The 15,659-nt window shown below is 40.2% G+C and carries 15 protein-coding genes and 1 pseudogene; 4 read left to right on the forward strand and 12 right to left on the reverse strand.

Going from position 1 to position 15,659, the window contains the following annotated elements:
- Positions 1-96 precede the first annotated feature (96 nt).
- The 5 genes from ACO1D1_RS08535 to yneA form a co-directional block, all read right to left on the reverse strand.
- Positions 97-1,377: a M48 family metallopeptidase gene (locus ACO1D1_RS08535; RefSeq protein ID WP_423335603.1), complete on the reverse strand. Its 1,281-nt coding sequence runs from the start codon at positions 1,375-1,377 to the stop codon at positions 97-99.
- A gap of 187 nt (positions 1,378-1,564) precedes the next feature.
- A complete protein-coding gene (tkt, locus tag ACO1D1_RS08540; RefSeq protein ID WP_423335604.1) occupies positions 1,565-3,571 on the reverse strand; it encodes a transketolase in 2,007 nt (668 codons plus the stop codon).
- Positions 3,572-3,746: 175 nt separating this feature from the next.
- The gene (locus ACO1D1_RS08545; protein WP_149869675.1) at positions 3,747-3,977 is read right to left on the reverse strand and encodes a DUF896 domain-containing protein; all 231 of its coding nucleotides are present in this window, start codon (positions 3,975-3,977) and stop codon (positions 3,747-3,749) included.
- Positions 3,978-4,052: 75 nt separating this feature from the next.
- On the reverse strand, positions 4,053-4,700 hold the full coding sequence (locus tag ACO1D1_RS08550) for a YneB family resolvase-like protein (protein WP_423335605.1): 648 nt from the start codon (positions 4,698-4,700) through the stop codon (positions 4,053-4,055).
- A 15-nt stretch (positions 4,701-4,715) separates the two neighbouring features.
- Positions 4,716-5,042: a cell division suppressor protein YneA gene (yneA, locus tag ACO1D1_RS08555; protein WP_423335606.1), complete on the reverse strand. Its 327-nt coding sequence runs from the start codon at positions 5,040-5,042 to the stop codon at positions 4,716-4,718.
- A gap of 161 nt (positions 5,043-5,203) precedes the next feature.
- Here yneA and lexA point away from each other — a divergent pair, with 161 nt between their 5' ends.
- Both lexA and ACO1D1_RS08565 read left to right on the forward strand, forming a co-directional pair.
- Positions 5,204-5,827, forward strand: a complete 624-nt coding sequence (gene lexA / locus ACO1D1_RS08560; protein WP_149869672.1) for a transcriptional repressor LexA — start codon at positions 5,204-5,206, stop codon at positions 5,825-5,827.
- Between the two features lie 211 nt (positions 5,828-6,038).
- Positions 6,039-6,320 (forward strand): DUF4257 domain-containing protein, encoded by a 282-nt coding sequence (locus tag ACO1D1_RS08565; protein ID WP_423335657.1) that lies wholly within the window; start codon positions 6,039-6,041, stop codon positions 6,318-6,320.
- 53 nt (positions 6,321-6,373) lie between these two features.
- On the opposite strand, the gene glnA is transcribed toward ACO1D1_RS08565, so the two are convergent.
- The 4 genes and pseudogenes from glnA to hflX form a co-directional block, all read right to left on the reverse strand.
- Positions 6,374-7,708 carry a type I glutamate--ammonia ligase gene (glnA, locus tag ACO1D1_RS08570; RefSeq protein ID WP_423335607.1) on the reverse strand — a complete coding sequence of 445 codons (1,335 nt, stop codon included), beginning with the start codon at positions 7,706-7,708 and terminating at the stop codon, positions 6,374-6,376.
- A gap of 37 nt (positions 7,709-7,745) precedes the next feature.
- Entirely contained in the window at positions 7,746-8,147 is a 402-nt protein-coding gene (locus ACO1D1_RS08575; RefSeq protein WP_149869669.1) for a MerR family transcriptional regulator, read from the reverse strand.
- A gap of 424 nt (positions 8,148-8,571) precedes the next feature.
- Positions 8,572-9,842, reverse strand: a pseudogene (locus ACO1D1_RS08580) (aminotransferase class I/II-fold pyridoxal phosphate-dependent enzyme).
- 14 nt (positions 9,843-9,856) lie between these two features.
- Positions 9,857-11,116 carry a GTPase HflX gene (gene hflX, locus ACO1D1_RS08585; protein WP_423335608.1) on the reverse strand — a complete coding sequence of 420 codons (1,260 nt, stop codon included), beginning with the start codon at positions 11,114-11,116 and terminating at the stop codon, positions 9,857-9,859.
- Between the two features lie 203 nt (positions 11,117-11,319).
- On the opposite strand from hflX, the gene ACO1D1_RS08590 reads away from it, so the two are divergent.
- Complete coding sequence (locus ACO1D1_RS08590) at positions 11,320-11,925, forward strand: trimeric intracellular cation channel family protein (RefSeq protein WP_423335609.1); 606 nt, start codon at positions 11,320-11,322, stop codon at positions 11,923-11,925.
- Between the two features lie 35 nt (positions 11,926-11,960).
- On the opposite strand, the gene spoVK is transcribed toward ACO1D1_RS08590, so the two are convergent.
- The 3 genes from spoVK to miaA form a co-directional block, all read right to left on the reverse strand.
- The gene (gene spoVK / locus ACO1D1_RS08595; protein WP_423335610.1) at positions 11,961-12,908 is read right to left on the reverse strand and encodes a stage V sporulation protein K; all 948 of its coding nucleotides are present in this window, start codon (positions 12,906-12,908) and stop codon (positions 11,961-11,963) included.
- Between the two features lie 185 nt (positions 12,909-13,093).
- Positions 13,094-13,324: an RNA chaperone Hfq gene (hfq, locus tag ACO1D1_RS08600; protein ID WP_149869664.1), complete on the reverse strand. Its 231-nt coding sequence runs from the start codon at positions 13,322-13,324 to the stop codon at positions 13,094-13,096.
- A 26-nt stretch (positions 13,325-13,350) separates the two neighbouring features.
- The gene (miaA, locus tag ACO1D1_RS08605) at positions 13,351-14,307 is read right to left on the reverse strand and encodes a tRNA (adenosine(37)-N6)-dimethylallyltransferase MiaA (RefSeq protein WP_423335611.1); all 957 of its coding nucleotides are present in this window, start codon (positions 14,305-14,307) and stop codon (positions 13,351-13,353) included.
- A 303-nt stretch (positions 14,308-14,610) separates the two neighbouring features.
- Between miaA and mreBH the strand changes: the two genes are divergently transcribed.
- Positions 14,611-15,618 carry a rod-share determining protein MreBH gene (gene mreBH, locus ACO1D1_RS08610; protein ID WP_423335612.1) on the forward strand — a complete coding sequence of 336 codons (1,008 nt, stop codon included), beginning with the start codon at positions 14,611-14,613 and terminating at the stop codon, positions 15,616-15,618.
- Positions 15,619-15,659: the final 41 nt, after the last annotated feature.

Genomic DNA, 15,659 nt, shown 5'->3' on the forward strand with positions numbered 1-15,659 from the left:
TTAACAGGTTTCCAACCAAATCACTAATGAATTCGTTAGAATAAGCGAAAATTCCTTTCAAATGAAACATTGTTCACACTATTGTAAAAAGTAAAACTAGTTTAACCAATAATACCGATAGTCTTCTACTGCCATCTCGTGGATTTTTTCCTTCCTTGCATCAAGTTCTGCTGACATTCTTTTTGCTATATCCGGATTGACGGTAAAACTTCCTACGATATTTTGTTTCTTAATGAATTGAATTCGATATGCTGTGGGCGGGTGTGTTGCATCAAGTTGGAATTTCTCCTGCTCACACCGTAATTTATATCTTTTTTTCTCCCGATCCGGCATTAAGAAAAGGGCTTTTCTGAATTCATCAATTACATTCGATTGCCCATTTATTAATGAAACCTTTGATACACAATGATAATAAATGTCGGCATAATGTATTTTTTCTAAGTCCTTCACAACATTCTCACTGCCGCATGTTTGAGCAGCTCGGTAATCAGCTAAATACTCCCCTACTTGCGAATCGTTCCAGACAAGATGCATCAATAACCAATAGAAGAAATACGGAATTTGGGATAGTATTTTCATAAAAAAATTCGTCACCATATCTAACAAACTATACTCAAAAGATTGTTCCGCCGGGACTGGGTCTAAAAGGGTGTACCACTCATATAAGGTGCTTAACGCTGTATTATAATAAAAACCATATGTTAAGTCTTTATTTAAATAATGACCTAACTCGTGCGCCATGACGGAACATTGTTCTTGTGGTGTCAGTGAAGCGAAATAAGGGACACCAATTTTAACAATGGTTTTTCTCCTCCAGCCAATTCTTGTAATAGAAGCATTATATTGTTCATTCATAACGATCCCATCAATCTTTTTTACACCCATACTTGTTGCTAGGTCATTAATTACCTCATAGGTTGCAGGGATATCCTCAATTGGTATGATCCGTTCATCATCCTCCAATTTACCAATTCTCGGGCGTGTAAACCAGGCAATACCCAGCAAAACAACTCCAAAAAACAAGTAGATGAAATGGCTAAAATGAAAAATTAATAGATATATTCCAAGTAAAATGGAACCTAAACTGATGCAATGGACAATTGTTGCTATTAATAATGCAAGACCATTAAAAAAGGAAATTTTCGGCTTAACATATGAACTGTTCATCATTTTATTAAAAACCAATTGCCCATTTTTTTCTCCTAAATGCTCATATAGACGATCAATTCTCGATTTCTTCTTTTCTTCTTTTTGTGGATGCATATTATAACCACATTCACACCAGGTAATATACCCGTTAAGATAAGGAATCTTCGCATGGCAATCAGGACACTCTTGGAACTTTTCCTCTATTTGATCTTTAGTAAAAAAATTCACCGAAATCTCACCCCGACAAAGTAAAAAATTTGCCTCTATTATATATGTAAATGTCTCCGTTTTATATACCTTTTAGATAATTCTGAAAATTATTTTGATTCTTTGGGGGTACCTCTTCCAATCCGGCCACTTATTTTTGCACAAAAAGAGAGAACGGAATTTTTCCGTTCTCTCCTAATTCATTATATTATTTTTGTAATAGGGCTTTGACACGTGCAACTACATTGCTAACAGTAAAGCCGTATTCTTCCATAATTTTTTCACCAGGTGCTGAGGCTCCGAATTTATCAATGGCCAATACATCGCCTTCGTCACCGGTATACTTGTGCCAGCCGAATGATGCTCCGACTTCAATTCCAAGACGTTTTTTAACATTCTTAGGCAGTACAGAATTTTTATAGTCTTGAGATTGCTGCTCAAAGCGATCCCATGAAGGCATGCTCACGACAGAAACGTGAATACCTTCGCCAGCAAGGGCAGTTTGGGCTTCAACAGCAAGACTCACTTCTGAGCCAGTCGCTAGAAGCAATGCATCTGGAGTTTCTTTTTCTGCAGGAGAAACAACATATGCACCTTTTGAAACTCCTTCATATGCACTTGTATCGGTTCCTTTTAATGTCGGTAAATCTTGACGGGTCAATACGAGTGCAGTTGGCTTGTTTGTTGACTCAACTGCAAGCTTCCAAGCAGCAGCTGTTTCGTTGCCATCTGCTGGACGAATAATAGATAATCCTGGCATAGCGCGTAATGCTGCAAGTTGTTCGATTGGTTCGTGTGTTGGACCATCTTCCCCAACAGCAATACTGTCATGGGTAAATACATACGTAACAGGTAATCCCATTAACGCAGCTAAGCGAATCGCAGGACGCAGATAGTCAGAGAATACAAAGAAGGTTCCGCCAAATACTTTTACCCCGCCATGAAGGGCAATTCCGTTCATCGCAGCGCCCATTGCAAATTCACGGACACCAAACCAGAAGTTACGGCCTTCGTAGGCACCTGGCATATAGTCTTTTGAACCTTTAATCATGGTTTTATTTGAACCTGCAAGGTCAGCCGATCCACCGATAAAAGTTGGAAGATTTTGCGCAATACTATTTAATACTTCACCAGATGATGCACGGCTTGCAAGGCTTTTTCCTTCAGGATATACAGGTACATCTTTATCCCAGCCTTCTGGAAGTTCATTACTTAACGCTTGCTCTAGCTGTGCTGCTAGTGCAGGGTATTCATTTTTATATTGAGCGAAAAGATCATTCCATTCTTTTTCCTTCTTCTCACCATTTTCAACGATGAGCTTTTGGAAGTTGTCATATACTTCCTGCGGAACATGGAAATCTTCTTCGAATGTCCATTTATAGGCTTCTTTTGTCAATTTCAACTCATCTGCACCAAGTGGTGAACCGTGAACACCTGATGTTCCGGCACGATTTGGCGAGCCATAACCGATTACTGTTCTAACTTCAATCATCGTAGGACGATCTAAATCACTTTTTGCTTCTTCTAGTGCTTTTGTGATTTCCTCAAGATTATTGCCATCTTCTACGCGAAGATATTGCCAGCCATATGCTTGGAAACGTTCTTTCACACTTTCAGAGAAAGATTTATTTAAGTCTCCATCAAGGGAGATATCATTTGAATCATAAAGGACGACAAGACGGCCTAATTTTAAATGTCCCGCAAGCGAAGCTGCTTCTGCAGATACACCTTCCATTAAGTCTCCGTCACCGCAAATGCTGTATGTAAAATGGTTCACAAGTTCATAATTGTCTTTATTATAAACGCTTGCGACATGGCGTTCTGCCATCGCCATTCCCACTGCCATTGCAATACCCTGACCAAGTGGTCCTGTTGTAGCCTCTACACCTTCAGTATGGCCATACTCAGGGTGACCAGGAGTTTTACTTCCCCATTGACGGAATTGTTTCAGGTCATCCATTGATAAATTGTAACCCGATAAATGAAGCATGCTATATAATAGCGCTGAACCATGTCCTGCTGATAAGACAAAGCGATCACGGTTAAACCAATGAGGATTCTTTGGGTTATGGTTCATAATCTGGGTCCATAATGCATAAGTCATTGGTGCAGCACCCATTGGCATCCCAGGATGTCCCGAATTTGCCTTTTCAATTGCATCAATTGCGAGCGTGCGTATAGAAGTAACGGATAAATCATCAATAGTATTAAACATGAATTACATCCTTTCATTATAACTAATACGAAATACATCATTAATATTATATTGCTCTTGCTATTAATTCAACCAATAAACATAAATAAAACATAAAAGTCTTGATTATTTCTTATTTTGTCACTTATTTGATTTCTGTATGTAAAAAGGAATACCAAAAATGTATTCCTTACTTTTAGTGAAGTTTATTCTTCTTCCTTGCTTTTAGTTTTTCGGGGGTCACATCTTTGCCTTCCGGATCGATAAACTTTGTATTCGTTAATGTATCAAGCATATTGGAACGGAAAGTTGCCAAATATTCACTGCGTAATTTCGATTGTTCTTTCGCCTCAATTTCTGTTAGTCCAGCTGCTTTTGCTTTTCTTGCCAGTTCATTAATTCTAGCCATTTTTTCTTTTGACAGCATTCAAGAACCTTCCTTTCAAACTAATTAAGATATCTGATTTTACTAAATAAAAGACCTTCTGACAAGGCAAAAGGTCTACTCTTCCAATGAATCGATATATTCCTGGTATCTTCTATGTACGGTCGCTTTCGAAATGTTGTAACCAAAGCCCCTGAGCATGGCAGCAATTTCCGCAAAAGTTAAATCATTATTGCGTAATTTTACAATTTGTTCAACCGGAACTTCAATTTTCTCTCTGCCTGACGCTTTGCCAAGGTTTTTTAAATTTTTCTCTGGTTTATAACCTTGCTGTACTGCCCGCTTCATGCCTCGTTTTATTTTGACATTATGAAGCTTCCGCTGATACTCTTCCACCATACTGACAATTTTCAATACCATTGAATCTGATTCTGACAGCTCCAATTCACCATTATGGGAAATACTATACAGCTTAACACCTTCTTTTAAAATGCAATGCAGGAGGGCAATCTTCGCGTTTCCTCGACCAAGCCGTGTTTCGTCCTGGATTAATAAAGCCTGTATTTGTGAATCTTTAATTCGTTCTAATACATCTAGTATTCCTTCTCTTTCAAAATCATAACCGCTCGCTTGTTCTTTAATAATGGCCATTACTTCAAATTGACACTGTTTCGCCAGCTGGATTAGCTCCTCTTCCTGACGATTTAGTGATGTTTCCTGTGTTTCTTTATTCGTGCTGACACGGCAGTATATGATTGCTTTCACGAAAGAACATCCTTTCTATTCTTGTGGGGCACTTGCAAGTTCTGTTGTAGAAGAAGATCTCTTCTTACTAACGGGAATAATGATTTCTTCGCCGGGGAATATTTGATCACTGATGTTTTCATTATGCTTCTTGACCCAGCTTACAAACTCATCTGGAGATAATGAATGCTGTCCAGTATATTGGCTGGAAATCTCCCAGAGCGTATCTCCTTCAGAAATGGTTACTTTAACATAGTCATCCTGGTTCTTCGGATGGTGCTGAAATGATAATATGAAAGCTAAGGAGCAGCTCAAGATAATAAGAGTAATAGCATAAGAGTATTGGTTCCATAATTTTTTCATGTGTTCGCACCTCTAATAGGAATGTACGTTCCCTTTTATTTGTTTTTATTATAATCCGAACGTTTGTTTGTTGTCAACTACTTTTTCGAACTTATGTTTGTATAAAAATAGGGAACATGCTATAATAAAGACAACATTAACCAGGTGAGGTGCATTTTATCATGGTAAAAATATCACAACGGCAGCAGGATATCCTGGATTTCATAAAAGATGAGGTTAGAAGTAAAGGATACCCCCCTTCTGTACGGGAAATTGGCGAAGCGGTTGGACTTGCATCCAGCTCTACGGTTCACGGACATTTAGCAAGATTAGAAAGTAAGGGTCTTATCAGACGCGATCCTACCAAACCAAGAGCAATTGAAATATTAGAAGCAGATGAGGCAGCAAATATCCCAAGAAACAAAGTAGTAAATGTTCCAATAGTTGGGAAAGTTACAGCAGGTATTCCGATCACTGCGATTGAAAATGTGGAAGAGTACTTTCCACTGCCGGAAAGTCTTGCACCATCCGATGAACAGGTTTTCATGCTGGAAATCATGGGTGAAAGTATGATAGAAGCCGGGATTCTTGACGGGGACTATGTCATTGTTAAGCAGCAGCAAACTGCTAATAACGGTGATATAGTAGTAGCTATGACGGAAGAAGACGAGGCAACATGTAAGAGATTCTTCAAGGAAAAGGATTACATTCGCCTGCAGCCTGAAAATTCTACCATGGATCCTATTATATTAAGGAATGTCTCTATTCTAGGAAAAGTAATTGGTGTTTATCGTCATATTCATTAAAATGAAAAGAGCCGGCAGTAATGCCGGCTCTTTTTCTGTGCATTTTTATTGGGAAAATTTTCATTTTAGCTACATAACTTATATAAATATATGGAAAATTCAGTATTTTTACTCATTCTCATGTTGGAAATATTTAATATAATGGTAGTACACCATGATTTACCTTAGGTCCAAAAAATAATAGGCTTAAGGAGTGTGAGAAACAGTGTTAATGGACATTATTTTCTCGTTAGTGATTGGTGGGTCGGTAGGGATTATTGGACATGTTCGAAAGTATGGAAAAATTGTCATGCCACGGAAAACAAAAAGGTTCATTTATCTCGGTTTTCTAGAAGAATTGCTTCTAGGCGCGATTGCTTCCCTTCTCCTCGTCCTTTATACATCTCCAAATTCATTGGTTGAAATTACAATTTTTTCTATTATTGCCGGAATCAGTAGTGAGGCTGTCCTTTCCAAATTCAAATTGCTGCAGGAGAACAACGACGAAAAATAAAAGGAAAACACCCAGTATTTCGATACTGGGTGTTTCCTTTTTTCTGAGGATTTCTAGTACATGCTCATATATTGGTCGCGTTCCCACTGATGTACAACCGTTCTGAACATATCCCATTCAATTTCCTTTGCCTCAACAAAGTGTTCGAAGATGTGTTCCCCAAGACCGGAAACAATGATTTCATCTGCCTTTAATAGCTCTAAGGCTTCCGCTAATGTTGGTGGAAGGTCATTGATTCCCTCTTCTATTCTTTCTTCTTTGCTCATCACATAAATGTTTCGGTCAACTGGTTCTGGAGGTGTTAGTTTATTTTTAATTCCTTCTAATCCTGCTTTTAATAGCACGGCCATTGCTAAGTATGGATTAGCTGCAGGGTCCACGCTGCGCACTTCAACACGTGTGCTTAAACCGCGTGATGCCGGAATACGAACTAATGGTGAACGGTTTTGCGCAGACCATGCCACATAACATGGTGCCTCATATCCCGGTACTAGACGCTTATAAGAGTTAACTGTCGGGTTGGTTACTGCTGTAAAGCTTGGTGCATGCTTTAGAATGCCAGCGATGAAGTGACGGGCATTGTCACTCATTTGTAAGTCACCAGTTGGGTCGAAGAAGGCATTCTTACCATTCGTAAATAAAGACAAGTTCATGTGCATTCCAGATCCATTGACACCGAATAATGGTTTTGGCATAAATGTAGCATGCAAGCCATGTTTACGAGCAATGGTTTTCACCACAAGCTTAAAGGTTTGAATTTGGTCACACGCTGTTAATGCATCCGCATATTTAAAGTCAATTTCATGTTGACCCGGCGCTACTTCATGATGGGAAGCTTCGATTTCAAAGCCCATTTCTTCCAATTCAAGTACAATATCACGGCGGCAGTTTTCACCAAGATCTGTTGGCGCAAAATCAAAATATCCGCCATGGTCATTCAACTCTAATGTTGGCTGTCCTTTTTCATCTAATTTAAATAAGAAAAATTCCGGTTCAGGTCCTAGATTAAAATCTGTAAAGCCGAGTTCGTTCATTTCTTTTAAAACACGCTTTAAGTTATTACGAGGATCACCGCCAAACGGAGTACCATCAGAATTATGAATATCACAAATAAGGCGGGCTACTTTCCCTTTTTCAGCTGTCCACGGGAAGACTACCCATGTATCTAAATCCGGGAACAAATACATATCAGATTCTTCAATTCGAACAAATCCTTCAATTGAGGAACCATCGAACATCATTTTGTTATCCAATGCCTTCTCTAATTGGCTAATTGGAATCTCAACATTTTTAATCGTGCCAAGAATATCAGTAAACTGTAAACGAATAAATTTTACGTTTTCTTCTGATGCCAGTCGTTTAATGTCTTCCCTCGTATACTTTGCCATTTGAAAAACCCTCCCGATTTTGAAAACCTTTAATTTCTTAATGAAAAAAACGTGAGATATCGCCTTGTCTTAGGGATGACCGATTTAATCTGCCCGAGTGCAACAATTCGTTTCTAAGCAGTTTTCTAAGCTGATCATCTGAAATATCAGGCTTTGCTTTTTCCACTTGCTGTTCTAAAACGGTTGCCTGTTGTTCTTTGACCAAGAAGAGCTGTTTGATTCCAGCCATATTAACACCTTGGTCAATTAAATCTTTAATTTCTAAAAGTCTATCAATATCAATTAAACTAAATAGTCGCCTGTTTCCATCGGTTCGTGCTGGAGAAATCAATTGGTGTTCTTCATAGTAGCGGATTTGCCTTGCTGTTAATTCTGTTAGCTGCATGACGGTTCCGATGGGAAACAGTGGCATGGAACGACGAATTTCCTTTCCACTCACCAAATTTCTCCTCCTTTAGTTAAATCATATTTGTATTATATTTTGTGTTAAAAAAGATGTCAATCCTATGTTAGGTTTTCTAACATGGTTTTTTATTAGTGGTTTTTTGTGAATTTTTGTTAATTTATTATGTAATTGGGTGTTATGGACGATAATTATCCTAGATAATTTGCCCGTCCAGAATCTCGTAGGTGCCCTTTTCACCGGAAAAACAGGCAAATAGTCCTTCACTTTCTTGATGAAGGACTTTTTATTAGAAATCAGGACGCGAAAAGTCCTTCATTGAGTTCAACGAGCGAATTTGAAGGTTCAATGGGCGAATTTTTCCATTCATTGAGCGAATCCAAATGCAATGCCCCTTCAGAGTAGTGCGTAACAAAAAAAAGACAACTTATTAAAGCTGTCCAAAGTAAACGAATTAACCCTAATTTAGTTCGATTAACCCTTTCTCCGCTAAATGGTCAATGGCAAGGCAAACTGCCATTTTTACATGGGCATAGGTGAGGCCGCCTTGTACATAGGCGACATAGGGCGGTCTGATGGGGCCATCCGCCGTTAATTCAATGCTGGCACCTTGAATAAATGTGCCTGCCGCCATTATGACATCGTCTTCATAGCCCGGCATATAGCTTGGGTATGGCGTCACGTAGGAATTGATCGGTGAAGCAAATTGGATGGCTTGGCAAAAAGCGACCATTTTATCACGGTCATCGAATTGGACCGATTGAATTAAATCCGTCCGCTTGGCATCCCATCGCGGCGATGAATTCATGCCCAATTCTTCCAGCATCGCTGCAGTAAATACAGCGCCTTTTAACGCTTGGCCTACCACATGCGGCGCCAGAAAGAATCCCTGGTACATTTCCTGCAGACTGTAGAGAGAAGCACCGGCTTCTGCCCAATTCCCGGTGAAGTCATTCGATAAGAACATGCCTCCACCCATTGTTGTTTACCGACAATGTAGCCGCCGGTCTTGGCAATCCCGCCGCCAGGATTTTTAATGAGTGAACCTGCCATTAAATCGGCCCCAACATGACAAGGCTCTTGTTCCTCAACAAATTCTCCATAACAATTGTCAACAAAGACGATAACATCTTCTTTTATTTCTTTGACAAACCTTATCATCTCGCCGATTTCCGCAACGGTAAACGATGGCCGTGTGGCATAGCCTTTTGAGCGCTGTATTCCGATCATTTTCGTATTCGGTTTTATTTTTTCTGCTACTGTCTTCCAATCAATTCCGCCTTCAGCTGTAAGCGCCACGCTATCATAAGAAATGCCGAATTCTTTTAATGAACCAACCCCGTTCCCACGGATTCCCACGATTTCTTCAAGGGTATCATATGGTTTACCCGTGATATAAAGAAGCTCATCGCCTGGCCGGAGAACACCAAACAAGGCAATGGAAATGGCGTGTGTTCCGGAAATAATCTGCGGGCGGACAAGGCCGGCTTCTCCGCCAAAGACATCCGCATAAATTAATTCCAATGTATCGCGGCCGCTATCATCGTAGCCATAACCTGTTGAGGGGATAAAATGAGTATCGCTCACCCGATTGGTTTGAAAACTCCGCAACACCCGGAATTGATTGCTTTCAATTTTTTCATCGATTTCTTTATGTACGGCTGCAATTTTATCCTCCACCATTCTTACGATCGGCTGAAGCTTTTCCCCACTTTTTAACTGTTGAAACATGTTGTTACTCCATTCTATAGTTTAAATTTCTGTAATTGTCCTGTAATTTGATGATCTTCAAGGGTATACCCTTTACAGCGATAAACTTCCTGCTCTTCATCAAATTTAAGCTCTCTTAAGATGGTTTCATTTTTTAATTGAGAAAGGAGCTTTCCTTCTGCAGATGGCACCTTCACATCATATGGAACCATTTTTTCCATCACAGCCTTCTCCAATTTCTCCTTTAATGCCTGGCGGTCATTTTCGTCGAAGGCACTGATAAAGACGGTTGGTGTATTGGCAGTTGGAACGAAGTCCTGGTGCTTAATATCTTTTTTATTATAAACCGTTAACTGCGGGATATCTTTTATATCTAAATCATCAAGCAGTTTGTTGACTGTTTTTTCGTGTTGAAAATAATCGGGATTCGACATATCGACTACATGAAGAAGCAGGTCTGCTTCCTTCACTTCCTCAAGTGTTGAGCGAAATGCTGCGATGAGCGTCGTTGGAAGGTCTTGAATAAAGCCAACCGTGTCGGTAATTAGAGATAAAAAACCGCTAGGTAATATTAATTTGCGTGTCATCGGATCAAGGGTAGCAAACAATTGATTTTCTTCATATGATTCCGCTTCCGATAAACGATTAAAAAGGGTGGACTTCCCGGCATTTGTGTAGCCGACAATGGCAACCTGAAACGTTTTGTTTTTCTTTCTTCTTTCCCTGTAGCGTTCGCGGTGTTGAACGACAACTGAAAGCTGGGTTTTAATATCATCGATCCTGCGGCGAATATGGCGGCGGTCCGATTCTAACTTCGTTTCCCCTGGACCCCTTGTACCAATTCCCCCGCCAAGACGAGATAAAGAGATACCTTGACCAGCCAACCGCGGCAGTATGTATTGCAGCTGCGCAAGTTCCACTTGAAGTTTCCCTTCTTTCGAGCGTGCCCTTTGCGCGAAAATATCAAGTATAAGTTGGGTTCGATCAATAATCCTTGCATTCACCTCGGAAGCAAGATTCCTCTTTTGGCTTGGAGAAAGTTCATCATTAAAAATAACCAAATCCGCCTCAAGCTCCTCGACAAGCGCATTTAGCTCTTCCACTTTCCCTTTCCCGATATAGGTTGCCGAATGTACCCGGTCCCGTTTTTGGACGACAGACATCAATACGTCACCTTGAGCGGTTTCCGTTAATGAACCTAACTCTTCCATCGAATAGTGAAAACGCCGATCATCATTATCGTTGGTTTGACAACCAACCAGGATTGCTTTCTCTCTCGTTTCCTTTTGTTCCACTGAGCACCCTTCCTTCCTTAAAAAGCTCTACCACTCATCATACCAAAAAATGAATCCATACTCTAATTTTCCCTTGCACTGCAAGATAAGAAAATAGTTGTTGTAATTTTCCGGTATCGTGATAAAATTTTATTGTTATTTGAGTATTTTTTACTATGAACATAGTTTTTATTATAATAGACATCAAGGAGAAATCGGATAAAATGACATGGGAAGTTTTAAGTATGATTGGCACCATCGCCTTTGCTGTCAGCGGCGCGATTGTGGCCATGGAAGAGGAATATGATATTTTAGGAGTATATATCTTAGGGATTGTAACCGCATTTGGCGGCGGGGCCATACGAAACCTGTTAATTGGTGTGCCGATCTCTACCTTATGGGCACAAGGTTTATTTTTTCAAGTTGCCTTGTTAGCAATCACAGCCGTTTTCTTATTTCCAAAGAACCTTCTAAGGCACTGGCAAAAATGGGGGAACTTATTCGATGCGATTGGCTTGTCAGCCTTCGCGATTCAAGGTGCCATGTACGCTGTGAAAATGAACCATCCACTTAGTGCTGTGATCGTTGCAGCCGTGTTAACAGGCATCGGCGGCGGAATCATCCGCGACCTATTAGCCGGAAGAAAACCAATTGTCTTAAGAGCTGAAATCTATGCTGTTTGGGCCATCCTTGCCGGCCTTATGATCGGACTAAAAATTGCCGACCATCCTTGGGAATTATATACATTATTCGGTCTTGTAACCGGATTACGGGTGCTTTCTTACACCTTTGATTGGAAACTGCCAACACGAAGGCTTAGAGTACATTGAAAAAATCGGGGGACTCATCATCCGCCGATTTTTGTTTAATCTTCTTCAAATATTAAATCATTACTTCTCAGGGTCATCAGTTCATGCCTGTCATAGCTATTTAGCATTAACAGCCTCATCGCTTGTGCCCGGACTGATTTCTCAATGACATTGCGGACATATCTGCCATTTGAAAAACTATTGGGATTTAGCACAACCTTCACCCAAATTAAATGATCTCTTAGTTTCTTTTCAGCCTCATGACTTAATGTGTATTCACGCTCATTTAACATTCTGCCGGCAATATCCATCAGCTGATCAATATTATAGTCGGGAAAATCGACTACTAACGGAAAACGGGAATGAAGACCGGGATTTAACGTTAAAAAGTGATCCATTTCACGGGAATACCCCGCCAGGATTAGGATAAATTCATGCTGCTTATCCTCCATATGCTTCACAAGAGTATCAATCGCTTCCTTGCCAAAATCCTTTTCACCGCCGCGGCCTAATGAGTAGGCTTCATCAATAAACAAAATTCCGCCTTGCGCTTTTTTTACCAAGTCCCTTGTTTTTTGCGCGGTATGGCCAATATACTCGCCGACAAGGTCTGCTCGCTCCGCCTCAATAAGATGGCCTTTTGATAAGACGCTCATTTTTTGAAATAGCTTTCCAATCAGTCTCGCTACGGTTGTTTTCCCTGTTCCCGGATTTCCTTTAAACATCATATGAAGCGCTTGTTTTCTTGCCTTTAGCCCCATGTCCTCACGCTTCTTGTTTACGTAAATCCAAGCATAAATTTCCTTTATCATGCGTTTCATTTCTTCCATGCCAACCAAAGCCCCGAGATCCTCTTCAATTTCCTTAAGAGCAGCGTGTTCGGGGGGAATGTCCTTTGGAGCAACTTGAAAGTCAGGTAATTCTTTCGTAACAGTTTTCTTTTTTTGCGAATTGAGTACAACCCTTATTTGACCATTACTTTTCATTTTGAATGGTTGATCCAAAGCTATCACCTCTCATTCTGCAGACAGTATACGTAAGGTAGCAAGATAGGCTACTCAGAAGTGTATTAGGTTAGACATAATCCTTCATTCTATGTGTATTCACAACCCTTGAAAATCATTAAAAAAAGATTTATAAGCAAAAAAAAAGAACCCATGGTTTATGGGCTCCATTTACATCGCTTATATTATTGGGGATCCAATTCAAGCTGCACATTTCTTTGTGGTGCAAAAGTTGAAATGGCGTGTTTATAGACCAATTGCTGTTTCCCCTCTGATTCAAAAAGGACAGTAAAGTTATCAAACCCCTTAATTTGGCCTCGTAATTGAAAACCGTTAAGAAGGAACACCGTTACATGGGTATTATCTTTCCGGCACTGGTTTAAAAATTGGTCTTGAATATTAATCGTTGTTTTCATTTGTATATCCTCCTCTATTATCTCTACTAATATGTATTCGATTTTACTTGTAGCTTTCCTTCAACATAATGTGAAATTTCTGCTATTTTTTTTGCGAAATTGTTCACATCTGTCATATCAAACCATTCTACCTCCATTTTGTTGCGAAACCAAGTTAATTGCCTTTTTGCATATCGCCTGGAATTCTGTTTTAAATTTTCAATGGCCTCCTCCAATGTCACCTTCCCATCCAAAAATTCATAGATTTCTTTGTAGCCAATGGCTTGAATGGATTGACACTCACGTAAGCCTTGATTAAATAAATTCCTTACTTCCGCTAAAAGGCCATCCTTTATCATCAAATCTACACGAGTATTGATCCGCTTATATAGAATCTCACGATCCATTGTTAAACCGATCAGTGCAGTATTGTACAAAAGATCCGGCTTTTGAGTACGTTGGTAGTCCCGCATTGTCTTCCCTGTCAAATGGAATATTTCAAGCGCGCGAATCACCCTTCTTACATTATTCGGATGAATCTGTGCCGCACTTTCAGGATCAACCTTTACCAATTCTTGATAAAGCGCATCGTTTCCTATTTCCTTTACCTTTTTCTCAAGCTGTTGACGGAAGTGCTCATCTCCCGGAACATCGGAAAATTGGTAATCATAAATGACAGACTGTATATACAGCCCGGTACCGCCGGCAATAATGGGAAGTTTCCCCTTTTGGGCAATCGCATCTATTCTATCCCTAACGAGAAGTTGAAATTCAGCAACAGAAAAATTTTCAGAAGGCTCTTTGATATCGATTAAATGGTGGGGAATCCCTTCCATCTCTTGCTCCGTGATTTTCGCTGTTCCGATATCCATCCCACGATAAATTTGCATCGAATCCCCGCTGATAATTTCACCATTATACCGTTTAGCCAATTCAATACTTAATTTTGTTTTCCCGACTGCAGTCGGGCCAATGATCACCAATAGGTTTTGTTTTGAATCCAATATTTTCACACTGCCTTATACCATTTTCAGTGAAGCCGGCATGATGTTGCCATCCTCACCCCTCCATCGTAACACAAATTTGAAAAGCAGTTGAACATCAAATAAGTATATACAAAAAAATAGTTTTCTATGCGTTTGGACGAATGAATTTAGTATATCCATTTCTGTAACAAAGATGAGAAATATTTCATGTTAGTTTACAAATCCATAACGGTTCATTTACAAACAGGTTTTCACCCCCAGATTCATGGTAGGCTTATCCGTAGTGTATGTTGAATAAAAAATGAGGAATAAGGTGAAAACATGCTTTCAACTTTTGATATTGGCATTGATTTAGGTACAGCTAATATATTGGTGTACAGTAAAAGTAAAGGAATCGCACTTAACGAGCCATCCGTAGTGGCCATCGATACAGAAACAAAAAATGTAGTAGCCGTTGGGCATGAAGCAAAAGAAATGATTGGAAAAACCCCAGAAAAAATTGTGGTGATCCGCCCTTTAAAAGACGGGGTCATTGCTGATTTTGATGTTACAACTGACATGCTTAGGCACGTGATGCGGAAGGCATCCAAAAAAGTAGGCTTTGCGATGAGGAAACCGAATGTGGTCGTTTGCATTCCTTCCGGCTCAACGAGTGTAGACAGAAGGGCGATTCATGATGCTGTAAGAAACGCCGGTGCTAAAAAAATCTCTTTAATCGAGGAACCAGTAGCAGCAGCTATTGGAGCAGGAATGCCCGTGGACGAGCCTGTAGCGAATGTGGTAGTCGATATCGGCGGTGGCAATACAGAGGTTGCGATTATTTCCTTCGGCGGTGTCGTTGCCTGCCATTCCATCAAGGTTGGCGGTGACCGCCTTGATGATGACATTATTCAATATGTTCGTAAAGAATACAATGTATTAATTGGTGAGCGAACAGCAGAAAACATCAAAATGGAAATTGGGTATGCGCTAACTGACCATGAGGAGCTTACTAGGGAGGTCCGCGGCCGTGACCTTGTAACTGGTTTGCCAAAAACTATTAACATATCATCTTACGAAATTCGTAATGCCATGAAGGAAGCACTTCTGCAAATACTAGAAGCCATTAGAGCCACACTCGAAGACTGCCCTGCTGAACTCAGCGGTGATATTGTCGACCGTGGAGTGATTTTAACCGGCGGCGGTTCTTTATTGAATGGTATGGAAGCATGGCTGAGTGATGAAATCGTTGTTCCCGTTCAGCTTGCCTCAAATCCACTTGAATCCGTGGCAGTAGGCACAGGAATGGCACTTCAATACATGAGTAAACTGCAAGCTGCAGTGAAATAAGAGTTATTATATGACAAAGAGGCAGCCTTGGCAGGCTGCCT

Source organism: Neobacillus sp. 19 (genome assembly GCF_049463095.1).
In the GTDB taxonomy this organism is placed as follows: domain Bacteria; phylum Bacillota; class Bacilli; order Bacillales; family Cytobacillaceae; genus Neobacillus.